The sequence below is a fragment of the Streptomyces sp. NBC_00597 genome (assembly GCF_041431095.1).
GTDB lineage: Bacteria > Actinomycetota > Actinomycetes > Streptomycetales > Streptomycetaceae > Streptomyces.
This window is the reverse complement of sequence record NZ_CP107757.1, coordinates 1,960,636-1,985,041: the sequence shown is the minus strand read 5'-3', so window position 1 is coordinate 1,985,041 and position 24,406 is coordinate 1,960,636. Positions and strand designations below refer to the sequence as shown.

Annotated in this window: 16 protein-coding genes and 1 pseudogene; 8 read left to right on the top strand and 9 right to left on the bottom strand. The window is 74.5% G+C overall.

Annotation, left to right across the window (positions count from 1 at the left end; all coding sequences use genetic code 11):
- Positions 1 to 37 precede the first annotated feature (37 nt).
- The gene (locus OG974_RS08515) at positions 38 to 856 is read left to right on the top strand and encodes an alpha/beta hydrolase (protein WP_371646037.1); all 819 of its coding nucleotides are present in this window, start codon (positions 38 to 40) and stop codon (positions 854 to 856) included.
- A gap of 10 nt (positions 857 to 866) precedes the next feature.
- Here OG974_RS08515 and OG974_RS08510 read toward each other — a convergent pair whose 3' ends face one another.
- A complete protein-coding gene (locus tag OG974_RS08510; protein WP_327282067.1) occupies positions 867 to 2,318 on the bottom strand; it encodes a hypothetical protein in 1,452 nt (483 codons plus the stop codon).
- A 172-nt stretch (positions 2,319 to 2,490) separates the two neighbouring features.
- Here OG974_RS08510 and OG974_RS08505 point away from each other — a divergent pair.
- Positions 2,491 to 3,780, top strand: a pseudogene (locus OG974_RS08505) (ATP-binding protein).
- Between the two features lie 298 nt (positions 3,781 to 4,078).
- Here the strand turns inward: OG974_RS08505 and OG974_RS08500 are convergent.
- From OG974_RS08500 to OG974_RS08480, 5 genes are all read right to left on the bottom strand, one after another.
- Positions 4,079 to 4,687 carry a hypothetical protein gene (locus OG974_RS08500; RefSeq protein ID WP_327282065.1) on the bottom strand — a complete coding sequence of 203 codons (609 nt, stop codon included), beginning with the start codon at positions 4,685 to 4,687 and terminating at the stop codon, positions 4,079 to 4,081.
- Positions 4,684 to 6,303 carry a serine/threonine-protein kinase gene (locus OG974_RS08495; protein WP_371646034.1) on the bottom strand — a complete coding sequence of 540 codons (1,620 nt, stop codon included), beginning with the start codon at positions 6,301 to 6,303 and terminating at the stop codon, positions 4,684 to 4,686. Before OG974_RS08495 ends, OG974_RS08500 begins: the two co-directional genes overlap by 4 nt.
- A gap of 119 nt (positions 6,304 to 6,422) precedes the next feature.
- Positions 6,423 to 7,679 (bottom strand): Tm-1-like ATP-binding domain-containing protein, encoded by a 1,257-nt coding sequence (locus OG974_RS08490; RefSeq protein ID WP_327282063.1) that lies wholly within the window; start codon positions 7,677 to 7,679, stop codon positions 6,423 to 6,425.
- Between the two features lie 48 nt (positions 7,680 to 7,727).
- Positions 7,728 to 8,195, bottom strand: coding sequence for an NUDIX domain-containing protein (locus OG974_RS08485; RefSeq protein ID WP_329312830.1), 468 nt, complete (start codon positions 8,193 to 8,195; stop codon positions 7,728 to 7,730).
- A gap of 67 nt (positions 8,196 to 8,262) precedes the next feature.
- Positions 8,263 to 9,282, bottom strand: a complete 1,020-nt coding sequence (locus tag OG974_RS08480; protein WP_371646031.1) for a cation diffusion facilitator family transporter — start codon at positions 9,280 to 9,282, stop codon at positions 8,263 to 8,265.
- 161 nt (positions 9,283 to 9,443) lie between these two features.
- Here OG974_RS08480 and OG974_RS08475 point away from each other — a divergent pair, with 161 nt between their 5' ends.
- The 3 genes from OG974_RS08475 to OG974_RS08465 are packed head-to-tail and all read left to right on the top strand — an operon-like array spanning position 9,444 to position 13,501.
- Positions 9,444 to 11,813, top strand: coding sequence for an FHA domain-containing protein (locus OG974_RS08475; protein WP_327282060.1), 2,370 nt, complete (start codon positions 9,444 to 9,446; stop codon positions 11,811 to 11,813).
- Between the two features lie 6 nt (positions 11,814 to 11,819).
- Positions 11,820 to 12,527, top strand: a complete 708-nt coding sequence (locus OG974_RS08470; RefSeq protein WP_327282059.1) for a hypothetical protein — start codon at positions 11,820 to 11,822, stop codon at positions 12,525 to 12,527.
- Positions 12,527 to 13,501: a serine/threonine-protein kinase gene (locus tag OG974_RS08465; RefSeq protein ID WP_371646028.1), complete on the top strand. Its 975-nt coding sequence runs from the start codon at positions 12,527 to 12,529 to the stop codon at positions 13,499 to 13,501. Before OG974_RS08470 ends, OG974_RS08465 begins: the two co-directional genes overlap by 1 nt.
- Here the strand turns inward: OG974_RS08465 and OG974_RS08460 are convergent.
- Positions 13,491 to 14,780 carry a streptophobe family protein gene (locus tag OG974_RS08460; RefSeq protein ID WP_371646026.1) on the bottom strand — a complete coding sequence of 430 codons (1,290 nt, stop codon included), beginning with the start codon at positions 14,778 to 14,780 and terminating at the stop codon, positions 13,491 to 13,493. The two genes, OG974_RS08465 and OG974_RS08460, sit on opposite strands and share 11 nt — an antisense overlap.
- A gap of 174 nt (positions 14,781 to 14,954) precedes the next feature.
- On the opposite strand from OG974_RS08460, the gene OG974_RS08455 reads away from it, so the two are divergent.
- Both OG974_RS08455 and OG974_RS08450 read left to right on the top strand, forming a co-directional pair.
- A complete protein-coding gene (locus tag OG974_RS08455; protein WP_371646024.1) occupies positions 14,955 to 16,208 on the top strand; it encodes a DUF6777 domain-containing protein in 1,254 nt (417 codons plus the stop codon).
- A gap of 52 nt (positions 16,209 to 16,260) precedes the next feature.
- Positions 16,261 to 18,330, top strand: a complete 2,070-nt coding sequence (locus OG974_RS08450) for a SpoIIE family protein phosphatase (RefSeq protein ID WP_327282055.1) — start codon at positions 16,261 to 16,263, stop codon at positions 18,328 to 18,330.
- A gap of 80 nt (positions 18,331 to 18,410) precedes the next feature.
- Here the strand turns inward: OG974_RS08450 and OG974_RS08445 are convergent, their stop codons facing one another.
- Positions 18,411 to 19,349, bottom strand: coding sequence for a DUF4328 domain-containing protein (locus tag OG974_RS08445; protein ID WP_371646022.1), 939 nt, complete (start codon positions 19,347 to 19,349; stop codon positions 18,411 to 18,413).
- Between the two features lie 219 nt (positions 19,350 to 19,568).
- Here OG974_RS08445 and OG974_RS08440 point away from each other — a divergent pair, with 219 nt between their 5' ends.
- Positions 19,569 to 22,313 carry a phosphodiester glycosidase family protein gene (locus OG974_RS08440; RefSeq protein WP_371646021.1) on the top strand — a complete coding sequence of 915 codons (2,745 nt, stop codon included), beginning with the start codon at positions 19,569 to 19,571 and terminating at the stop codon, positions 22,311 to 22,313.
- Here OG974_RS08440 and OG974_RS08435 read toward each other — a convergent pair.
- Positions 22,310 to 24,295: an ABC transporter permease gene (locus OG974_RS08435; protein ID WP_327282052.1), complete on the bottom strand. Its 1,986-nt coding sequence runs from the start codon at positions 24,293 to 24,295 to the stop codon at positions 22,310 to 22,312. The two genes, OG974_RS08440 and OG974_RS08435, sit on opposite strands and share 4 nt — an antisense overlap.
- Positions 24,296 to 24,406 lie beyond the last annotated feature (111 nt).

The window sequence follows — 24,406 nt, the reverse complement described above, 5'->3', positions numbered from 1 at the left end:
GGCAGAGGCGCCAGGGGGGTCCAGGAGGTGTCCCGCCATGACCGCAAAGCGCCGCACGCCCGTGGTGTTCATCCACGGCCTCTGGCTGCATTCCACGAGCTGGGAGGGCTGGGCCGACACCTTCGGCGACGCCGGGTACGAGCCCGTCCTGCCGGAGTGGCCCGGGGTCCCCGACACCGTCGCCGAGGCCCGCCGCCGGCCCGACGACCAGGCGGGGGTCGGGCTCGTCGAGATCTCGGACGCGCACGCCAGGGTGATCCGGGCCCTGCCCGTCCGTCCGGTCCTCGTGGGGCACTCGGTCGGCGGGTTCATCGCCCAGCACCTGCTCGGCCAGGGTCTCGCCGAGGCCGCGGTGGCCATCTGCCCGGGGCAGATCAAGGGCGTCAAGGCGATCGCCCCGGCGCAGGCCAGGTCGACGTTCGCCGTCCTGCGCGATCCCGGCAACACCCGGCGGTCCGTGGCGCTGAACCGCGAGCAGTTCCGCTACGGCTTCGCCAACGCCGTGTCCGAGGAGGAGTCCGAAGAGCTGTACGACGAGTGGACGATCCCGAGCACCGCCCGCCCGCTGTTCCAGCTGGCGCTCGGCAATTTCACCCCGCACTCCCCGGCCGAGGTCGACACCGGGAACGAGACCCGCGGCCCGCTGCTCCTGCTGTCCGGCAGGCTCGACCACACCGTCCCGGACCTGCTGACCCGCTCGACCTACAAGCAGTACAGTCACTCGCACGCGACCACCGAGTACCAGTGCTTCGAGGACCGAGGCCACTCCCTGATCGTCGACCACGGCTGGCCCGATCTGGCCCGCGCCTCGCTGTCCTGGCTGGACTCCCACACCGCGCAGGCCCAAGCCGCCTGACCGTCCGGCGCTACCGGCGCTCGTACACCGTCACCCGGCGGCCCCGGACCTGGCGGTCCTCCACCACCCGGAACCGCTCTTTGAGCACCGCCGCCTTCGCCGCGTCCCGGGCGGCACCCGACGGCTTCGCGACCTTCGCCGAGTCCGTCACCAGCAGCACCCGCCGCTGCCCGAGCAGCGCCGCCCGTATCCGCGCCGGGTCGGCCTCCTCGCCCTTGAGGGTGGCCGAGGCCACCGGGCTCCGCTCCAGGGCGACGTCCACCAGCCCCGTGAAGGAGCCCGGGGAGACCAGCGCCGTGTCCCGCCGGGCGGCCGGTACGAACAGCACCGCGTCCCCGGGCCGCCCCAGGCGGGCCACCTCCCCGGCCACCGACAGCACGTCGTCGACCCGGCTGGCCGGTGCCCGCTTGTCCAGCTCCAACGGCAGCATGGCCACGACCGCGATCCCGGTCACGGCCGGAACGAGCAGGCCCGGCGCCCGCGGGAACCGGGGCCGGACGGCCCGTACGGCGGCGCCCAGACCCGCACCGATCAGCAGGGCCAGTCCCAGCATGCTGAACAGCACGTACCGGTCCAGGAACAGCGGCTGGACCAGGGACATCCCGATCAGGCCGAGCTGCGGCACCGCCAGCAGCGGCAGCCCCACCGCCGTCGCCGACAGCCCGCCCGTGCGCGGCCGGTCCGCGAGGGCGCCGATGCCGCCGATCGCCAGCAGGATCGCCGGGCCGATCATCATGTGCCAGGTGAGCGGCGGTATCCACGACACCTGGTCGGACTGGCTGCGGCTGAACAGCACCAGCGGCAACGCCCCCGCGACCGCGCACGCCCCGTACGCCGCCCAGCGCAGCCACACCCCGCGCCCGGCCCGCACCCACCACAGCGTCGCCGCGTGCGCGGGCAGGACCAGCAGCGACAGCCAGTTCAGTAGCGCGCACACCAGCACCGCGAGCGCGTACCCCGTCCACCGCGGCCAGGCACGCCGGCCGGGCGGCGCCGACAGCAGCGACACCAGCAGCAGGGTCGACAGCCCGGCGCCGGCCGTGACCAGCGCGTACGGCCGGCCCTCCTGCAGGTAGAACTGCACGGCCGGCAGCAGCCCGAGCGCCAGTCCGCCGCCCAGCCCCGCCCAGAAGCCGGCCAGCCGCCGCCCGATCACGGCCACGCAGGCCGCGGCGGCCGCCACCGCCAGCACCGACGGCAGCCGCAGCGTGGTCGTACCCGCCCCGAAGAGCTCGAAGAGCCCGTGCATCAGCAGGTAGTACAGCCCGTGCACGGCGTCGACGTTGCCGAGCATGTCCCATATCTCGCCCGTCGACCGCCCGGCCACCTGCCAGGTCGCCGCCTCGTCCCGCCACACGCTGTCCTGCCGCGAAAGCCCCCACAGACCGAGCCCGAGCGTCCACAGGACGGGAACCAGCCACGTGATCGTCCGCAGGCGGGCGCCGGACCGGTCAGCGGACATGTCGCAAGTCATGGAACTGATCGGGTCCTCGGTACGGGGCGCGGGCGGAAGCCACCAGTCTATGGACGACACGGACGGTTTCCGGACCGGCTGTTGTGCACGGCGGAGCGTGATCGCCGGGCCCGCCCGCCCCTAGCCTCGCCGCAGGAGCACGAACGAGGGGCGGTACCCGGTGAACTGGCTCATCCACGACTACCGCGAGAGCGATCTCGCCGCGGTGGTCCACCTGATCGACACCACGGCCGAACTCGGCCAGGAGTCCGTCTTCTCGCTCGCCGAGTGCATCAGCGCCCTCACCGACCGGCAGCCCTGCGTGGTGGCCGTGCACCAGGGCGTCCCGATCGGTGCGGCCCTCGCCTGCGTCACCGGCGAGCGGGCCTGGGTGATGCGGATCGCGATCGCTGCGGGCTGGCGCGGCCGGGGCCTGGCCAGCGCCCTCCTCGTCGAACTGGAGCGGCGGCTGATCGCCGCCCGCGTCGGGCGGATCGCGTACGTCCTGCCCGAGGAGGACCTGCTCGGCGAGGGCCTCCTCAACGCCGGCTACACGCGCCAGCCCGCCGTCGCCTACTTCGAGAAGACCGAGCCGCTGCACGGACCCGCAGCCGGCCTGCTCGACGACCTCGGCGGCCGCTTCCTCCCCAACGACCTGTGGACCGGGGTCGCCGGCATGGAGCACGAGAAGGACCTCATAGAACGGCGCGTCGTGCTGCCGCTCGCCGAGCCCGAGCGGGCCGCCGCGCACGGCGTGCGGCCGCCGCGCGCCATCACCCTCTTCGGGCCGCCCGGCACCGGCAAGACCACCTTCGCCCGCGCCATTGCCTCCCGGCTCGGCTGGCCCTTCGTGGAACTGTTGCCCTCCCGCCTCGCCGACGAGGGCAACCTGGCCGCCGCGCTGCGCGACGCGTTCGCCCGGATCGCCGAGCTGGAGCGGGTCCTCGTCTTCATCGACGAGGTGGAGGAGATCGCACCCGTGCGCACCGAGCCGGCGCAGCCCGGCGGGATCCACGGGGTCACGAACGAGTTGCTGAAGCTGATCCCCGGGTTCCGGGAGGGCGACGAGCGGTTGCTGGTGTGCGCCACCAACTCCATCCGCTCCCTGGACCCGGCCTTCCTGCGGCCCGGGCGCTTCGACTACCTGATCCCGATCGGCACCCCGGACGCCGGGGCGCGCGCCGCGATCTGGTCCCGCTACACGGCCGGCCGGCCGGACGTGGACGTGGCGGCGCTGGTGGCGGCGAGCGAGCTGTTCACCCCGGCCGACATCGAGCACGCGGCGCGGATCGCGGCGTAGGTGTCCTTCGAGCGGGACCTGGAGGCGGTGGGCGCGCGCGGCGCGGCGGCGGCCCAGCTCGGCGCCTCCACGCAGGACTACCTGGCGGCGGTCGCGCAGTGCCGGCCGACGGTGACCACTGCGATGACGGGCGAGTTCGAGGCGGACATCACCGCCCACGCCCGCTTTTGAACGACCTGCCACGGACGGGTCGGCGCGAAGGGGCCCGCAGCCACTCCCCGAAGCGGCTGCGGGCCTCCCGCGCGGACGAGGCATCCGTGCGGGACGGCCACGCCCCGGTCGGGGTGTTCGCCGGCCGGAACGTGGCGCGCGGTGCCGGGGGGCGTCCCTGAGTCCTCGTCGGCGTCTTCGCGTCAACCAGCGGGAGCGGTGTGCGCGCTTCGGCCGAACGGCATCGGCGGCCTCGACCGGAAGGACGGTGCCGTTGGTCCCGCCCCACCGGGCCGTGGGCCCCGCCGCAGTCCGTCGGCTAGCCGGTGCAGCGGTACGTGAACTGCGTCGCGGCGGTGCGCTCCGCGGGCGAGACCAGCTGGAGCTTGGCCTCGGCCGCGTACGTGCCCCGGCCCTGGAAGGTCCACAGCAGGTGCAGCCGGGCCTCCTTGCGCCCGCGCGGCACCCGCTCGGTGAGCTGCTCCGACTGAGTGCCGTCGGAGCGGATCCACCGGTACGTGAGGGTCCCCGCCCGGCCGTTGGTCCGTACGACCGCCACCACGTCCGCCGTGGAATCGCAGCCGGGACCCTGCGGGCCGGCGGCGACCGTCACGTCCCGTACCTCCAGGGCCGGGCCGTACCGCTGCCAGGCCAGGTACGCGAGCACCGCGAGCAGGACGGCGGCGGCCAGGGTGTACCGGCGCCACTCCGCGCGCCGTCGGCGCGGCACGGGTTCGGCGACCACGGGGAACGGGGCCGGCATCGCGGCGGTCACCCCGGGCCCGAACCGCAGGACCGACCCCTCGATCCGGTCGGGCACGGCCTCCTGCGGCGGTTGCGGCAGCGGGAGCGTCCGGGACTCCGGCTGCGGGGGCCCGCTGAACCAGTGACTGCCGAGGACGGTGGCGCTGTAGTCGTCGTCGCTCATCCGATCGTGCACCTCCTGATGTAGACCTGGGAGGTCGAGGAACCATTGCCGGCGGCGGGCTTCGTGGTGGCGCGCACGCCCCAGTAGCAGCCCCGACCGCCGAAGGTGTGGGTCTTGACGAGCGGTGCCGCGGCGCCCGGCTGGTACGTCAGGGTGTCGGAGGCGCCGTCCGGCGTGCCGAGCTTCCCCTCCGCGCTGCCGGTGAACCATTCCAGGACCACCGTCACCGGCGCCGTGCCCTTCGCCTCGACCGTCACCGTCGCCTGCCCCAGGGACGGGCCCGTCTCGCGGAGGGTGACGGACACCGCGCCGACGACCACCGTCGGTTTCGGCGAGGGCGGCGCGGTGGTCGGCGCACTCGTCGTCGGCGGGATGGTCGTCGGCGTCGCCACCGGCGACCAACTCGGGCTCGGCGTCGATGACGGGGAAGGCGTCGGCGACGTGGACGGGGACAGCGAGGGGGAGGGGGACGGGGACGGCGAGGAAGTGGCGGACACGCTCGGACCCGGCGCCGGCGACGGGCCGGTGGCGCCCGGGCTCGCACTCGACGTCGCGAACGCGTTCAGCGCGGCGGCACCGCCGGCCTCCCCTCCGGCCGCACTGTAGGTGAGCGCGGCCAGCACCCCCAGGACCAGCGCCGCGCCGCCCGCGATCAGGCCGCGCCGGCCCGGCGCCCAGCGGGAAGGGCTCGCGATCGTGGTCGTGGCCACCGCCGTGGTCCCGGCTGCCGGAGCGCCGGCGGAGGGGAACAGCAGCGGCAGCAGCGCGGCCAGCGCCGCGAGCTTGCGCTGCCCGCGCTCCTCCCAATCCGGTCCGTACGCGGCGAGCGCCACGTCCTCCAGTTCCGCCACGAACGCCTCGGCGTTCTCCGGCCGCTGCTCCGGAACCTTGGCCAGACCCCGCCGGATCAGCGGGCGCACCGGTTCGGGCGCCTCGGTCTCCGGCACCGGGGCCTCGATGTGCTGGACCGCCAGCTCCGCGAAGTTCTCCCCGGCGAAGGGCTTGCGGCCGGTCAGGCACTCGAAGAAGGTCGCCGTCGCCGCGTACACGTCGGCCGCGGGCGAGGCCGGCCGGCCCTGCCACTGCTCGGGGGCCATGTACGCCGGAGTGCCGGCCACGCCCGGGGTCGTCCCGCGGCGCGCCGCGATGCCGAAGTCCACCAGCTTCGAGGAGCCGTCGGCGCCGACCAGTACGTTCTCGGGCTTGTAGTCGCGGTGGACGACGCCCGCCCGGTGCGCCGCGGCCAGGCCCAGCAGCGAGCCCTTCAGCACCACCAGCGCGGCCTCGGGATCGGTCTGCCCGGCCTGCTTCAGCAGGGCGCGCAGGGAGATCCCGTCGACCAGTTCCATGACGATGGCGGCGCCACCGGGAGCCGTCGTGTACTCGACGTACTCGTACAAGCGCACCACGTACGGCGTGTCCAGTCCGCCGAGCAGCCGCGCCTCGGCCCGGAACTCCCCGACGAACGCAGGGTCCTCGCGCAGCCGGTCGCTGAGGTACTTCACCGCGACCGGGGTGCCCGTGGCTTCGTGGACGGCGAGGACCACGCGGCCACTGCCGCCCGAGCCGAGCTCGCGGACCTGCGCGTAGCCGGGCACCGTCCATTCGTTCTTCATCGTCTGCCCCCGTCCGTGGCGTCACCGAGTCCCCGGCCCGGTCGTTCCGAGCGGCCACACCCAGGGACACGGTTTCCGCCACGGCTGGTTCCCAACCTGGCGGGGCGTCTCACCGGTGTTCAGGCCGCGGCCCGCGCGGCGCCGATCATGGCGTGCAGCCGGTCGGCCGCCGCCCGCCCGAAGGCCGGGTCGTTGATGTGGGTGTCGTAGTCGTAGAGCCGGGCGGAGCTGCCCCGCAGCCCCTCGCGCAGCGCCGAGAACAGGGCCCGGTCCGCGTCCGGGTCATGGTAGGTGCCGCCCGGCGCGCCCAGCGTGGACAGTCCGCGGAGTGGGACGCACACGGCCGTGGGGCCGGTCGCCGCACGGAGTTTGGAGGCGACCCGGCGGCCCAGCTCCGCGCATTCGGAGCGGGTCGTGCGGATCACCGTGACGGACGGGTTGTGCACGTGGACCCGGCGGTAGCGGGCCCGTTCGGGCAGGGTCTCCAGCGGGCCGAACTTCACCATGTCCAGCGCCCCCAGGCTCACCACCTGCGGAATCCCGGCCCGCCCGGCGGCGCTGAGCCGGTCGGGGCCGGCGGTGAGGATGCCGCCGCACAGGTCGTCGGCGAGCTCGCTGAGCGTCAGGTCGAGTACGCCGGCGAAGATGCCCTGCCCGGCCAGGGTCTCCAGGGTGCGGCCGCCGGTCCCGCTGGAGTGGAAGACCAGCACCTCGTAGCCGAGTTCCGTCAGCCGTTCGCGGGCGGCGTCCACACCCGCCGTGGTGACGCCCGCCATGCTCGCCGCGACCAGCGGGCGGGAGCCCGCGCCGAGTCTGGCCGGGCGGCGCAGCTCCATCGAGGACCGCTCGAAGGCCTTGGCCATCCCCGCGGCCGCCTCGACCGCGTTCGCCAGGACCGGCGCGGAGATGCTGTTGATCCCCGCGATGTCCACCACGCTGTACATCATCGCGATGTCCGAGGATCCGACGTACGGGGCCACGTCCCCGGACGCCATGGACGAGACCATCAGCTTCGGCACGCCCAGCGGTAGGGCGCGCATCGCCCGGGTGGCTATGGAGGTGCCGCCGCTGCCGCCTATGGCGAGCACCCCGTGCAGCCGTCCTTCGGCGTGCAGGCGTAAGAGCGTCGCCTCGGCGCCGTTGGCCATCGCGGTCACGGCCGCACCCCGGTCGGCGGCTGTTCGTAGGTCCGACAGTTCCGTTCCCGCCGCCCGGGCCACCGCTTCGCGCGGTATGTCCGCGGGCACCCGGGGATCGCCCATGATTCCTGTGTCGACCATGATCACTTCGACGCCGGTGCGCAGCAGCCTCTCGCGCAGCCAGCCGTACTCGACACCCTTGGTGTCCAGGGTTCCCACCAGCACGACGTTCGTCATATGTGCAATGTCCAGGCAGGTGGGGTTTGTTGGCAAGTCAAGGTCGGGTCAACCTCGCGGCAACCCCAACAGCCTCTCCAGGAAAGGAATTTGAGAGGGAATCAGTTTGGTTTCGGCCATGGGTGGAGCGAACCAGGCCACCCGGTCCAGCTCGGGGAACTCCTGCGTCCGGCCCGAGTGCGGAGGCCACTCCATCGTGAACGTCCCGGGCACCATCAGCGCCGGGTCGAGGTCCGCCCGCACGGCCCAGATCGTCACCAGCTTGCCGTTCGGGATCCGCAGCTCGCCGAGCGGGAGGTAGGAGCCCTCCGGCGGCGGCAGGCCGATCTCCTCCGTGAACTCGCGGCGGGCCGCGTCGAGCGGGGTCTCGTCGGCCTCGTACTCACCCTTGGGGATGGCCCAGGCCCCGTCGTCCTTGTGCTCCCAGAACGGGCCGCCCATATGGCCGAGGAGCACCTCGATGCCATCGTCCGCCGTGCGGAACAGGAGCAGTCCGGCGCTGCGCTTCTGCGTCATGCGTCCATGTATGCCCCGCCGAGCGGCCGGTCAGTGCGGCGCGTGCCGGCGCGTGCCGGCCGGCCGGTCAGTGGTCGTGCGGGCCCTGGCGGTGCACCGGGCCGTGCGCGTCCGCGCAGTGCGGGTCGGCCGGGTCCTCGCCGTGGCGGCCGACGCTGAGCAGCGCCTCCTGTACGTGGTCCACCTGGAGGGTGGTGTGGGTGATCCCGTACTCCTTCTCCAGCAGCCGCTCCAGGTCGCGGCGTACGGCATGGCAGTCACCGGCCGGTTCGACGAGGACGTGCGCGGACAGCGCCGCCTGACCGGAGGTGATCGTCCAGATGTGCAGGTCGTGCACCTCGGTGACCGGCGGGTGCCCGACCAGCCGGTCGCCCACCGCGTCCGGGTCCATGTGGGCCGGTGCGGCCTCCAGGAAGATCCGGCCGGACTCGCGGACCAGCCCGTAGCCCGCCTTGATCATCAGCGCCACGACCACGAGGGTGGCGATGGCGTCGGCCTGGACGAATCCCGTGGTGAGCACGATCAGACCGGCGACGGCGGTGCCGATGAAGGCGAACAGGTCGTTCAGTATGTGCTGGTAGGCGCCCTCGACGGCGAGCGAGGAGCGGTTCGCCCTGGAGATGCACCACGCGGCGGCCACGTTCACGACGATGCCCGCGAGCGCCGTCACCAGGACCAGCCCGCCCGCCACCGCCGGTGGGTCGAGCAGCCGCCGGACCGCCTCGTACGCCAGCCAGACCGCGAGGAGGATCAGGGTGAGCCCGTTGGCCTGGGCGGAGAGTATCTCCGCGCGCTTGAGGCCGTACGTGAACCCGCCGCGCGCCGGTCGGGCGGCGAGCCGCATCGCGATCAGCGCGAGGACGATCGAGACGGCGTCGGTGAGCATGTGGGCGGCGTCCGAGATCAGGGCCAGGGACTGCGCCATGATGCCGATGACCACCTCGACCGCCATGAACGCGCCGATCAGGCCGAGCGCGATGGCCAGCCAGCGCCGGTCGGCGTCCGCGGAGACGCCGTGGCTGTGACCGCCGTGGCCACCGCCGTGGTCGTGGTCGTGGTCGTCGTGCGCGTGGTCGTGCCCACTCATGGCGTCCCCCGTGTGTTCGGTTCCGACGGGTGAAGTGAAGCGCACCGTGACGCAATGGGCAAAGGCTGCAACGGGGACCGTTGTCATTACCCATAAGAGGTCTCTGACCTGCGGTGATGTCGATCCCTGCCGAGCGGGGCGGATCGTGGGAAAATCTGCTCATGGTCCAGCGCCCCGGTGTGTCGACCGCGCCCGAGCTCGTCCTGGAGACCGACACGGGCACCACCGCGATGGTCCCGGGCCGGACGTACCACGTCGGCCGGGACCCCCTCTGCGAGGTCTGCCTCGACGACGCCCGAGTCTCCTGGCACCACGCCCTCCTGCGCCCCGACGGCGACCACTGGACCGTGGAGGACGAGAACAGCACCAACGGAACCTGGGCCGACGGCCACCGCATCCACGAGTGGAGCGTCGGCGCCGGCAGCGAACTCCGCTTCGGCAGCGCCGCCGACGGCCCGCGCGCCCTGCTCCTCGGACCGGCCCCGGCCGCCCCTGCCGCCCCGAGCGGCGGCTCCCGCCCGTCCTCGGTGTCACACCCCTCCCTGACCGGCACCTTCCGCCGGCCCACCGCCGTGCGCCCGCTGCCCGCCCGGACCGCCGTGCGCATCGGCCGCTCCTCCGAGAACGACCTGGTCATCGACGACCTCGTCGTCTCCCGCCAGCACGCCGAACTGCGCGCCCTCCCCGACGGCACGTACGAGATCGCCGACCTCGGGAGCCACAACGGCACCTTCCTCAACGGCACCCGTACCGACCGCGCCCCCGTCACCGAGGGCGACATCATCGGCATCGGCCACACCGCCCTCTGCCTCATCGGCGACCAGCTCCAGGAGTACGTCGACACCGGCGAGGTCTCCCTCGACGTCCAGGACCTCGCCGTCGCCGTCGACCACGGCCGCAAGACCCTCCTCGACGACGTCTCCTTCCCCGTCGGCGCCAAATGCCTGCTGGCGGTCGTCGGACCCAGCGGAGCCGGCAAGTCCACCCTCCTCGGCGCCCTCACCGGACTGCGCCCCGCCGACCACGGCACCGTCCTCTACGACGGCCGCGACCTCTACCGCGACTACGCCGAGCTGCGCAGCCGCATCGGCCTCGTCCCCCAGGACGACATCCTGCACGCCCAGCTCACCGTCCGCCGCGCCCTCACGTACGCCGCCGAACTGCGCTTCCCGCAGGACACCGCCCCCGCCGAACGCCAGGCCCGCGTCGACGAGGTGATCGGCGAACTGGGCCTGCGCCAGCGCGCCGACCAGTCCATCCACAGCCTCTCCGGAGGTCAGCGCAAACGCGTCTCCGTCGCACTCGAACTGCTGACCAAGCCGTCCCTGCTGTTCCTGGACGAGCCCACCTCCGGCCTCGACCCCGGCATGGACCGCTCCGTCATGCACATGCTGCGCGGCCTAGCCGACGACGGCCGCACCGTCATCGTCGTCACCCACAGCGTGCTCAGCCTCGACGTCTGCGACCGGCTGCTGGTCCTCGCCCCGGGCGGGCGCATCGCCTACTTCGGACCGCCCGACGAAACCCTCGGCTTCTTCGGCTTCGCCCAGTGGCCCGAAGCCTTCGAAGCCTTCGAGAACGAGCAGGACCGGGACTGGGCGGGGGAGTACCGCAGCTCTCCCGAGCACCGCAGGTACGTACGGAACGCCGCGCGGCAGCCCCGGCCGGATGCGGACCGGTCCGCCACGGCCGCGTTCGCCGCCCCACCGCCCAAGGCCCAGAGCTGGGGATCCCAGCTCTCCACCCTGATGCGCCGCTACGCCGCCGCCCTCGGCGCGGACCGCACCTTCCTCGTCATCATGATCGCGCTGCCGTTCGTCATGGGAGCCATGGCCCGCGCCCTCGCGGGCAGCAGCCTCACGCAGGAGACCGCGATCAACGCCCTGCTCATCCTGTGCGTCGGCGGCGTACTGACGGGCGCCGCCAACGCCGTGCGCGAGCTCGTCAAGGAACGCGTCATCTACCAGCGGGAACGGGCCGTCGGACTGTCCAGATCCGCCTACCTGATGTCCAAGGTGATGGTGCTCGGCGCCGTCACCGTCGCCCAAGCCGTGGTGCTGACGCTGGTCGGACTCTACGGAGTCGACACCAACGCCCCGGGCGGCAAGGGAGTCTTCCTGCCACCCCTCGTCGAAATCACCCTCGCCGTCGCCCTGCTGTCCTTCACCGCCATGATGCTCGGCCTGCTGGTCTCCGCCCTGGTCCGCAAGGAGGAGGTCACCATGCCGCTGCTGGTCCTCCTCGCCATCGTCCAGGTGGTCTTCTGCGGGGCCCTGCTCCAGCTCGACGGCGTACCCGTCATCGGACAGCTGGCCTGGCTGGTTCCCTCCCGGTGGGCGCTCGGCGCCATGGCCGCCACCATCGACCTCGGCGCGATCGTGCCCGGCAAGATCACCGACGACCCGCTCTTCGCGCACAGCCCCGGGGTGTGGCTGCTGGACATGGGGATGCTGGTGGCCCTGTCCGTCCTGTTCGGGGTGCTGGTCCTGCGGCTGCTGCGCCGCCACGAACCCGCGATCATGCGGAAGTAGGCGCCGATGACGAGCCCGTCCGGTCCCGCCGCCTTCCACCCGACCCACGTGGTTCCCCGGGAGGGGCTGCCCGCCTGGGAGGAACCCGACGTGTCCCGGCCGACCGTGGCCCTGGACCCCTTCCTGCCCGTGCAACTGCTGACCCGGCGCGGGGAGTGGGGGGAGATCCTGTGCGCCAACGGCTGGTCCGCCTGGGTGGACGGACGCCTCCTGGTCGCCGTCCCCCGGCCCCCACCGGCCGGCGGACTACCGCCGACGCGCACGGAGGACCCGCTGCCACTGCTCGCACGGGGCGCCGAGGCCCTGGAGCGCTACCGGCGGGCCGTCGCGGAACTCGCCTCGGGACGCGCCGACACCGGGGCCTTCCGGCGGGCGACCCGGGGACTGCGGGCCGGCATCGTGGTCGACGGGGAGTCCGTCTGGCTGTACGACGAGGCCACCGGGCACTGGATGTACGGGGACGGGTCGCGCCTGACGACCTACGCGGTCGACGCGGGCCCCGGGGAACCGGCCGAGGCACAGCCGCAGGAGCCGCACGAGCCGCCGGAGCCGCAGGACCGTGAGGCGGACAACGGTACCGACGCGGCGGACGGTACCGACACCGCGGCCGGGGCCGGCGTGCGGGCGGACCCGGGGCGGGCCCCGGCAGCCGGCCGGGAAGCCGGACACGAGCCGACACAGGTCGTCACGCCACCCGAGGGCGGAGGGCGGTGATGGCCGCCGGGTCACCGGGCGGGCGGCCGTCCGACCTGCTCGGGAAGCAGATCGCCGGGTACCTGGTGGAGAGCGAGATCGGCCGCGGCGGCATGGCGGTCGTCTACCGGGCGCGGGACCTGCGACTGGACCGGCTGGTCGCCCTCAAGCTGCTGGCGCCCGAACTCGCCCGCAACGACACCTTCCGGCAGCGTTTCGCCCACGAATCGAAGGTCGCCGCGGCGATCGACCACCCGCACATCGTCCCGGTCTTCGAGGCGGGCGAGACCGACGGGCTGCTGTACATCGCGATGCGGTACGTCCCCGGGCAGGACCTGCGCGCCCTGCTGGACCGCACCGGGCCGCTGCCGGTGGAGACCGCCGCCCGGATCGCCGGCCAGGTGGCTTCGGCACTGGACGCGGCGCACGACCACGACCTGGTGCACCGGGACGTGAAGCCGGGAAACATCCTGGTCGCGGAGGGAACGGACAGCGAGCACCCCGAGCACGTCTACCTGACGGACTTCGGACTGACGAAGAAGTCGCTGTCGCTGACGGGGTTCACGAGCGTGGGGCAGTTCGTCGGCACCCTGGACTACGTGGCGCCCGAGCAGATCTCCGGCAAGCCCGTGGACGCACGCTGCGACGTCTACAGCCTGGGCTGCGTCGTCTACGAGACGCTGACCGGGGGCCCGCCGTTCCAGCGGGACGACGACATGGCCCTGCTGTGGGCCCACCAGTACGATCCGCCGCCCCCGGTCAGCTCGCGGCGGCCCGGTCTGCCGGCAGCGGTGGACGAGGTACTGGCCAAGGCGCTGGCCAAATCCCCGGACGACCGGTGGGGCAGCTGCCTGGAGTTCACGGCGGCGCTGCGCCGGGCCGGAGCGCAACCGGCTCCGCCGCCCGCCGAGGAGCCCGCGCCCCCGCTCCCGCCGCAGCCTCCGCACTGGGCGCTGCCGGTGTTCCGGGGCGGGGTGGGCGGGGTCACCGGCTGACGGTCTCGGGGGGCGCGACGACGAGGCCGCGGCGGTGGACCGGGCGGGCCAGGAGCGCGCCGAGGAAGCCCGCGAGTGCGCCCCAGACCAGGGCGAGGCCCACGTTGCGCCACAGCAACGGGCTCAGCACCACCTTGCCGCCGAGTCCGCCGACGTCGCCGATGCCCAGCACGGACAGGCCGAACCGGGCCTGGACGCCGGCCAGCAGGCACACCATCAGGACGGCGAGGGCGAGGGCCACGCCCAGGTGGAGCGCATGCTGCCAGGCGCGGACGCCGGCCGGGGAGCGCACGGCCGCCAGGAAACCCGCGCCGAGCAGCAGCACGGCGGCGACGGCCACCAACCACCAGGCCCGGGAGTCCCGCTGCGCGAGGGAGGCGACGTCGACCCGCGACGTGTTCGACCCGCGCAGCACATGGTCGAGCAGCTGCGGCATCGGCAGCCCGAACGGCCCCTCGACCTTGCCTTCCCAGGCTCCGCCGAGGCCCAGGGTGAGCGCGGGCCAGACCAGGTTCGGCAGGCCGAGCAGGAGCACGGCGAAGGTCCGGTCCGCGTGCCCGTGCGTGGCGGCCACCACGAGCCCGATGCCGATGCCGAGCACGACGTACGCGAGGAGCAGGACCACGGTGGCGAAGGCGGCGGGCCGAACCGCCGCGTGGAAGCGGACCAGCCGGGCCGGGAGGGGCGCGCGCCGCGAGACCAGCAGGGCGACGAGCAACAGGCCCAGGATCCACAGCAGCCCGAAGAAGAGGGTCGCGGGCAGCGCCGCCCGGAAGCCGACCGTCGGGGAGGCGTCGAGGAGTTCGCCGATGTCCGCGATCGGCGAGTCACCGGTGGCGATGCCGAAGCTCTGGCGGGCGAGGAGCGCGGCGCCGGTGAGGGCGAGCAGCCAGAGCACGACCAACGGGACCGCCTGCGCGAGGAGTTCCCGTGGTCGGGCCACGGCCCGGTTGTGCAGGGGGCGCAGGAAGAGCGCGCCGGCCGTGAGGGCCCCTGCGAGGCTCACCGAGAGCGGGAGCGCGGACAGGCTCGCGTCGGCCTCGGCGAGGATGCCGGCCCCGCCGGTCACCTCGACCGATCCGCCGGTCGCCAGCACGACGACCGCCGCGACCACCCGGGGGAACGCGCCGTCCGGCAGGGCGGTCGCTCCCGCGCAGGCCAGACCCGCCGCGGCGACGGCGGTCATCACCACGAAGGCAGCCACGACGGCGACGAGGGCATCGCGCCACGCCCTCGCGGCGCCGCCGGGTACCGGACGCGGTGACGACGGACTGCTCACGCTGCAACCGTAGGCACGCTCCGCTTGCCGCCACCACCTGAACGGCGCAGACAATGGGCCGCAAGAGTGCGAGAAATGCCCAGATTTCTCTATATGCGATACGTGTAGGGGATGGGGGGCGAGCTGCGGAACGTCCGCAGGGACCGGAACTCCTCCGCCTGGGAAGAAGAGCCCGTGACCACGCAACCCTCCGGCCCCGGCCAGGATCCGCAGCAGCCGACGCAGGCCTCGCAGCCCCCGGCGGAGCGCCCCACCGGTCCTCCCTCCGGTCCCCTCTCGGGCGGCCGCCAGGGCCCGCCGCCGACGCCGCCGCCCGCTCCGCCCCGGCCGCCCGGAGGTCCGCCGTCGGGGTCGGCCGGTCCACCCGACAAGGGGCCCTGGTGGCGGTCCGTACCCCGGTTGGCCACCGTGCTCGTCGCGGTGGCCGTCGCCGTGGTCCTGGCGGTGGTGCTGACCCGGCACGACCGCTCGCCCGCCTCGCACGGAGAGGTGTTCCTCCAGCCCGTCTCCGCGACGGGCCCGGACCCCTTCACGGAGTCCACCGCGGCCAAGGAGGCCGTGCCGCCGCCCCGGAGCCCGGAGCCGTCACCGAGCGGCGCGGAGTCCCCCGCCACCGCCACGCGCAGCATCAGCGGTTCGGCGCCGGGCCTGTACGGCGGCACCCTGGACGTGGCGAGCTGCGACGTCGAGAAGCAGGTCAGGGCGCTGTCCGCCGAGCCCGCCAAGAACGGCGCGTTCGCCTCGGTACTGGGCATCCGGCCGAAGTCCGTACCCGGCTACCTGCGCTCGCTGACCCCGCTGCAGCTGCGCGCGGACACCCGGGTCACCAACCACGGCTACCGCGACGGCAAGGCGACGGCCTACCAGGCGGTGCTGCAGGCCGGGACGGCGGTCCTGGTCGACGGCCGGGGGGTGCCGCGGGTGAGGTGCGCCTGCGGCAACCCGCTCGGCGCCCCGGTCGCGCTGGAGCCCGACCCGAAGCGGCACGGGCAGCCGTGGAGCTCGTACCAGCCGTCGGAGGTGGTGGTCGTCGCGCCGGCGGCGACCGTCGTCGACAAGTTCGTGGTCTACGACCACCGCGACGGGCGCTGGTTCGCCCGGGACCGGGGCGACCACCGGGGCGAGCGCGACAAGCCCGTACCGCCCCCGGTGGTCCAACCGGCCCCGCTCACGCCCGCGCCCGCGCCCACACCCACGCCCACACCCACGCCCTCACCCCCACCCACGCCCTCTGCTCCTGCGAGCTCCCCGGTGCAGCAACTCCGGCCCACGCCCTCGCCCACCCCGTCCGGGCCGGCAGGCGAGCCGTCCGCGACGCCGGCGCCCACACCGCCGCCGTCGTCCGAGCCGCCGTCCAAGCCCGCGCCGCCCTCGTCGGGGAACCCCTCGCAGTCCGTCTCGCCGGCCGCCGCCGACGGGACCGGGTAGCCCCGGGCGGCTTGTGCGGGCACAGGTCGGGGAACGGTGAGACCCTGGCTGCATGGCCGAAAGGGGAGCGAGCCCCGAGGTCGACTGGCCCGCGCAGCCGGACATGAGCCTCGCGCTCAACCGCATGGGCACCTTCGACTGGGACCTCAACAGTGGGCAGATGCATCTGGACCCCACCGCCCTGAGGGTCCTCGACCTGCGCCCGGAGGAGTTCAGCGGCACCCCCGAAGGGCTGCGGGCCCGGGTGCAGCCCGGCGAGGAGGTCCGGCTCGACGCCCGGGTCGCGCAGGCGCTCAAGGACGGCCGGAGCCACTACGGGGCGTACGTCCGCACCCGCGACCGCGGCGGCGCCCCGGGCTGGACCCACATCCAGGGCCACATCCTGCGCGACGCGAACGGCCGTCCCTACCGGATCATCGGCATCCTGCGCGACGCCGCCCACGATCCCGGCGAGCCGGGCGCCGGCGGGGAGCAGGCCGAGGGGCGGCGCCGGATGACCGGCGTCGTCGAGCGGACCAGCGCGATCCTGGCCCACGCGCGCACCGTCAACGACGTGACCGACGTCCTGAAGGACCCCGAGGCGCTCGGCCATTTGGGCGCGGTCAGCGTGATGCTCGGCATCGTCGACGGCGGCCGGATCCACCTCGTCGCAGAGGGGCAGCTCGGCTCGTACGTCCGGGAGATCGAGTACACCCGCATCGACGCCCGGTTCCCGATGAGCGAGGCCGTACGCAACCTCCAGCCGGTCTTCATCGCCTCGCGCGAGGTGTTCCAGCGGAGCTACCCGGAGCTCTGGCCGTACATCGAGCCGCTGTCCGTGCGCAGCGGCGTGTACCTGCCGCTGATCGCCCAGGGCCGGGCCATCGGCGCGCTCGGGCTGCTGTACCAGCGCGACGGCGATTTCACCGCCGAGGAACGGAACCTGCTCGTCGCGCTCGGTAGCGGCATCGCGCAGAGCCTTCAGCGGGCGATGCTCTTCGAGCAGGAGCACGACCTGGCGGAGGGCCTCCAGCGGGCCATGCTGCCGCGCCGGATCCCGGAGGTGCCGGGCGCGCAGATCGCCGTACGGTACCGGGCCGCCCGGATGGGGCGGGACATCGGCGGCGACTGGTACGACGTGGTCCCGCTCGGCGACGGCCGCGTCGGGGTGATGATCGGGGACGTGGAGGGCCACGACACGGACGCGGCGGCCGTCATGGGCCAGCTGCGGATCGTCCTGCGGGCGTACGTCGCCGAGGGGCACACCCCGGGCACGGCCATGGCGCGGGCCTCGACGTTCCTGCGGGAGCTTGAGACGGAACGGTTCGCCACCTGTACGTACGCCGAGATCGACCTGACCACCGGCATGCTCCAACTGGTCCGCGCCGGCCACCTCGACCCGGTGGTGCGGCGCGGCGACGGCAGCTGCCACCGGGTCCAGGTGGCCGGCGGACTCCCGCTCGGGCTGCCGCAGCGCGAGCAGGCGGGGGCCGGCTCCGGATACCCGGTCACCAGCCTCGAACTGCACCCCGGCGACACCCTGGTGCTGTGCACCGACGGTCTCCTCGAACGGCCGGAAGGCGCCCCCGAGGCGGGCATGCGCGAACTCATGGAAGCGGTCCGCAGCGGACCGGTGGACGTCGAGGAGCTCGCCGACGTCCTGTGCGACCTGGTCGGGGACGCGGGCGCCGGGGACGACATGGCCCTGCTCCTACTGCGCCGCCGCGGCACGCCCACCCCGCGCGGCGGCGGTCCGCTACGCCTGCGGCTCACCCCGGGCGACCCCGAGGGCCCGGCGATGGCCCGCCACCTGATCCGCGCGGCGGTGGCGGCATGGGGAGCCAGGGAGCGGGCCGACGAGATCGAACTGGCGGCGGACGAGCTGATGACCAACGCCCTCGTGCACACGGACGGCGGCGGCCACGTCAACGTACGGCTGACCCGGGAGGGCCGGATCCGGATCGAGGTCGAGGACTCCAGCAGCGCCCTGCCGCAACGGCGCGAGGCCGGCGACTGGGCGGTGTCGGGGCGCGGCCTGCTGCTGGTGGACCGGCTCGCGAAGGACTGGGGCGTGGAGCCCCGGGGCAGCGGGAAGTGCGTGTGGTGCGAGTTCGCCGTCCCGGTACGTGCGGCGGCGAACTGAGGCGCCTGCCGGGCCGAAGGGGGCGTCCGGTCGCCCGCCCCCTTCGGCGAGACGCCGGCGCGGACCCGCTGGGCGGGGGATCAGACCGCCGCGTTCGGGCCCTGCGCCGCCTTGACGGTCTGCAAGGCCGTCAGCCTGCGGACGAAGACGATGGCGAAGACCGCGGCGGCGACCGTGCAGAGGCCGGACGCGACCCCCACGGCGGACGCGTCGCGCAGCGCTTGTGGCGTCCCGGCCTGCTGGTAGAGCCTGCTGAAGATCCGGTCGAGGACCAGCGAGCCGACCCACAGTGCCCACCAGGCGTTGACGGGCGCGTTGGAGACCTGGCGGAAGGAGCCGTCGGGTGCGAACTGGGTGCTGGCGGTCCAGATCTCCTTGGCGGTCCGGAACGGCAGGAAGAGGTTGCCGATCGGGATGAACCAGGCGCCGATGGCCCAGCCGCGGGTCTGGGAGAACGCGTCGGGGCGGAAGATCTCGCCGTTCACGCGCACACGGTGGAACCAGACGACGAAGACGACCGCCGTCGCCACCATGATCAGGTTCTGTAGGACGCTGGCGACCGTGGTCAGGTCGTCCCCCTGGCGCAGAGCGTGGTCACCGACGGCCGCCGGATCGGCGATCACGCTCGTCATGAGCGAGAAGAGGTACGCGCCGATGCCCGCCGCGAACAGGTTGACCGCACCCGCGACCGACAGCATCGCGGTGACCGCGACCGCCAGGCCGCGCGGCGACCGCAGCACGTCGCCGCCGGACAACGGAATGCCGTACGGCAGGCCCGGGTACGGCCCGGCAGGGTGCCCGGTCAGGGCGTGTGCGGGGTACGGCTGAGCGGGGTACCCCGGTGCCGGGTACGCCGGTGCCGGGTACGGCTGCGGCGGTGCAGCGGCGTACGCCGGTGCCGGGGCCGGCTGTGCGGCGTGCTCCGGGGCCGGGGACTGCGTCTTTGATGGTGGCTGCGGCTGCTGCGGCTGCTGCGGCGACGGCTGAGCCGGTGGGCCCGGCGGCTCGTTGACGGACATGCGGTGTGAACCCCCCACGGGAACATGCGACGGAGAATGCGCAGGCCCGCCGGCGCGCGGCGGGCACGCTCGAACCTTGCCAGCCCGGCATCCCGCGGCCAAATCGATTCCCCGTGCGGACGAAGAGTGCGCCACCCGTGGCCGTGCGAATGGCTGAAACCGCAGGGCACGAGCGACGGCGCGGACCCGGGACGGTGGCGGGTGGACGATCCTGCCTGCGTGTTGAGCCTGCGTCCGCTGTTGCCCGTCCTGCTCGCCGTCGTCCTGGCCGGCCCCGCCGGGACCACCCTTCCCGCGCGGGCCGCCGACGCGGTGGCCGACGGGATCGAGACCTCCCGTACCGGCCGGCAGATCGCCCCCGGGATCCGCCTGGAGTCGTACGACCGGCTGGAAGCCGACCGCTGGCTGCGGATCGACGAGCTCCGCGTCGAACTCGGTGGGAGCGGCGGCGTGCGCGCCGAATACCTGGGCGGCCACGGACCGGCCACCGTCGGCGACACCGCTGCCCGTCACCGTGCGGGGCCCGGACGGCGCGTGGTCGCCGCCGTGAACGGCGACTTCTTCGACATCCGCGGTACGGGTGCACCGCTCGGCCCCGGCCTCGGCGGCGGCAGGCTACTGCACTCGGCCGCGTCCGGACCCGGCGCGGCCCCCGCCGTCGGATTCGGGGCCGACGGCACCGGCAGGGTCCTGCGGATCGGCCTCGACGGCAGCGTCACCCTGCCCGGCGGGGCAGTGCGCCCGCTGATCGGCTACAACGCGGCCCGGCCGGCCAGCGGGGGGCTGTCCGCGTACACGGCCGACCATCCCGGGGCGCAGCTGCCAGCGGTGGGCATCGCCGTTCCGGTCCGGGACGGCCGGGTCACGGCCGCCGCCGCATCGGTACGCGGCCCGGCCCGCAGGCGGCGACCGGCCCCCGGAACCACCCTGCTCACCGCTCCCGCGGGCGGTGCGTCCGCCGCCGAACTCGCCGCCCTGCGCCCCGGGGACGCCGTCGCCGTTGCCGCCCGCGCCCTCCCGGACGCCGGGTCGGTCCCGGCCGCGGCCGTCGGCGGGCGGGAGGCCCTCGTCGTGGCCGGCGTACCGCAGGACCACGACGGCGAACCGAACAACGCCGCCGCGCCGCGCACGGCCGTCGGGTTCTCGCGCGACGGGCGGCGGCTGAGGATCCTCACCGTGGACGGCCGCCAGCGCGACAGCGGTGGGCTCACCCTGACGGAGCTGGGCCGCATGATGCACCGGCTCGGCGCGTACGAGGCCCTGAACCTCGACGGCGGCGGCTCCTCGACCCTGCTCGCCGCACTGAGCGGGGCGACGGCCCTGACGTTGGAGAACTCCCCGTCGGACGGGCGGCAGCGGCCCGTGCCCAACGGGCTCGTCCTCACGGCCCCGGCCGGCTCCGGCCGGACCACCGGCTACCGGATCGAACCCGCCGGCGGCAGCGCGGAGGACCTCACCCGGGTATTCCCCGGGCTCACCCGGACCCTCACGGCCACCGGGTACGACGCGCTGCTGGGCCCGGCCCCGGAGGCGCCGGTGTGGTCCGCCGAAGGGGCCGGCACCGTTGACGCCGCCGGGGTGTTCCACGCCGTGCGCGCTGGCCGAGCGACGGCGCACGCCCGGCGCGCGACGGCGCACGGCGCGCTCCCGCTCCAGGTCCTCGGGCCGTTGACCCGGATCCGGCCGACCCCGGCTCGGATCGGGCTCGCGGAGCCGGGGGAGAAGGCGGGATTCCGGCTGATCGGGTACGACGCGCAGGGCGCGGCCGCCGTCGTGGAACCCCGCGACGTGGCCCTGGAGTTCGACCGGTCGCGGTGGAACGTCACCGAGGACGGGCGGGGTGGCTTCACCGTCACCGCCCTCGTCCCGCGGGCCACCGGCCGGCTACACGCCACCGTCCGGGCCGCCACCGTCCGGGCCGCTGCTGTGCGTGGAGCCGCGGCCGTGCGTGGCGCGACCGCCGTATCCGGGCCGAGCGTCGACATCCCCCTCGGCGTCGGGCTGGAGACCCTTCCCCTCGCCGATCTGGCCGACGCCGCCGCCTGGACCGGCCCCGGCGCCGTCCCGGCCGAGGGACACGCCGGCGCCGGGCTCGCCCTGGACCTGCCCCGGGCCGCGGGCCGGGCGAGCGCCGCCGCGCCCCGGCCCCTGCCCGTCCCGGAGCTAGCCCGGTCGCTCACGCTCTGGGTCGGCGGCGACGGCTCCGGAGCCCGGCCCGCCGTGGAACTGACCGACGCCGACGGGGCCGCCGTCACGGTGAGCGGGCCCGTCGCGGACTGGACCGGCTGGCGGGAGGTCACCCTCGCACTCCCGGCCACCGCACAGCCGCCGCTCACCGTGACCCGGCTCTCGGCCAAGGCCGGTTCCGGCCCCGGACGGGTGGTGCTCGACACGCTCGGCGCCCGGACCCCGCCCACGGGGCCCGCCGCGGAACCCGTGGTCCGGGATCCGATCGTGGCCACCGGGGCAGGGGTCCGGGCGAAGCCCTGGCGGTTCGCCGTCGAGCCGCCCGGCGGCAGCCGCGCCGGGGACGGGGACGCGGGCGCCGACTTCGTGCTGACCGGCGCCGACGGGCCGGAGTTCGTCCACCGCGGGGTACGGTTCCTGCCGCTCGACACCACCGAGCCCACCCTGGGCGGAGGCGGCCTGCACCGGATGCGGGCCCTGCGCAAGGCCCTGGCGGCTACCGCCCGGGAACCGGCCACGGGCGCTCTGGCCGTCGTACGGGCGCATGCGCCGGTCACCGTGGACCGCAAGGAAACCGCCCTGACGGCGCAGCTGCTCGCCGAGTTCCGGCGCACCACCGGCAAACGCGCCGCCGTGATCACCCTCGGCGCCCCGGGCTTCACGGCCGGCCGCTCCGAGGGCGTGCTGTCCGTCGCGGCCCCGCGCACGGGCCGGACCGTGGTCGGCGTCGACGCGTTCGCCCCGGCCGACTGGCTGGCCGTCCGGCCCGCTTCCTAGAGCCGTACGAGCGTGACCTCGGTCGCCTTCACGCTCGTCCACACCTTCGAGCCGTCGACCAGGCCCAGTTCGGCGACCGCCTCCGGGGTGACCTCCGCGACCAGGTCGGGGGCCTCACCCGAGGTGACCAGCACGCGCAGCCGGCTCCCGACCGTCGTGATCTCCCGTACGGAGCCCTGCCAGACGTTGCGGGGACTGCCGGTCGGGCGGTCGCGGTGCACCGACACGGCCTCCGGCCCGATGATCGCCAGCGCCTCGGCCCCTTCGGGCAGCGCGTCCGCCACCACGAGCCGGCCTCCGGCGGCGAGTACGAGGCCGTCGGCCGACGCGGTGCCGTGCCAGGCGTTGCGGCCGAGCATCCGGGCGACCCAGGGGGAGCGGGGATGGCGGCTCACCTCGGCGGGCGGGGCGTCCTGGAGGGTGCGGCCGTCGGCCAGGACCAGCACCCGGTCGGCCAGGGAGACCGCCTCGACGGGGTCGTGCGTGACGATGAGGCAGACCCCGGCGAAGCCGGCCAGGTGCGTGCGCAGGGTGTGGCGGACCCGGGCCCGGGTGGTCTGGTCGAGGGCGGCGAGGGGTTCGTCGAGGAGCAGCAGGCGGGGCCGGGCGGCCAGGGCGCGGGCCAGGGCGACGCGCTGGGCCTGGCCGCCGGACAGCTGGGCGGGTTTGCGGGCGGCGAGGTGGCCGACGCCGAGCCGGTCCAGCCACAGCTGCGCCTCGCGGCGGGCCTCCGCGCGCGGCACCCGGCGGGCGCGCAGCCCGTACGCGGTGTTGGCCAGGGCGGTCAGGTGCGGGAACAGGGCGCCGTCCTGCGGGACCCAGGCGACCTGGCGCTCGTGCGGGGGCAGCGATGTGACGTCGGTGTCGCCGAGGCGCAGTTCGGCGTGGGCGCGCGGGGTGAGGCCGAGGAGGGCGCGCAGCAGCGTGGTCTTGCCGGCGCCGTTCTCGCCGACGACGGCGATGGTGGTGCCGGGATCGGCGTCGAGGGTGAGCTCGTTGAAGCCGGTGACCTCGGCGTGCAGCGGCCAGTGGCCGCCGTCGTACGGGGCGGCGGCGGGCAGGTCGAGGGCCGGGCCGGCGGACGGGCCGGTGGCGGTGTCGGCGGAATCGGCGGGCAGGCCGGCGGCCACGGCGGCCGTCTCGGTCTCCTGCGGGGTCTGCGGCGCCCCGGCGGACCGGGCCGCGACCGGGGTGCCGGTCCAACGGCCGCGCAGGGCGATCAGTACGACCATGGCGATCGCGAGCAGCAGCAGCGAGACAGAGGTGGCGGCCTCCGGCGAGTCCTGGAGGAGCAGGTAGACCTGGAGCGGCAGGGTCTGGGTGGTGCCGGGCAGGTTGCCCGCGAAGGTGATGGTCGCGCCGAACTCGCCGAGCGCGCGTGCCCAGGTGAGCGCCGCGCCGGCGATCAGGCCCGGCGCCACCATGGGCAGCGTCACGGTGAAGAACACGCGCACCGGCGGGGCTCCGAGGGACGCGGCGGTCTCCTCGTAACTCTGCTTGAGGCCGCCGAGCGCGCCCTCCAGGCTGATGACGAGGAACGGCATGGCGACGAAGGTGGCCGCCACGACGGCGCCGGAGGTGTGGAAGGGCAGCGTGATCCCGAACGTGCCCTCCAGCCAGGGCCCGAGCAGCCCGCGACGGCCGAATCCCAGCAGCAGCGCCACGCCGCCCACGGTCGGAGGCAGCACCATCGGGAGCAGTACCAGCGAGCGGACGAACGCCTTTCCCTTGAACGGGACGCGGGCCAGTAGCCAGGCCAGTGGCACTCCGAGGAGCAACGAGAAGCCGAGGGCCCACAGGGACACGACGAGCGACAGGCGCAGCGCCTCGACCACACCCGGGCTCGTGAGGTGCGTGCCGAGCTCGCTCCACTGGGTGCGGCTGAGGATGCCGATCAGAGGAAGCAGTAGGAATGCGACGGCGAGCAGCGCGGGCAGCGCCAGGGCCAGCGGCGGCCGGGTGCGGGTGCGGGATCTGCTCATGTGGATTCCTGGCTGCAGCGTGGGCGGGTACGGGGGGATCGGTGTGCGGGACGCCGAAGGGACTGCCCGTCCCCCCCAGACCGGGCAGTCCCCATCGATCTTTCCGGCAGC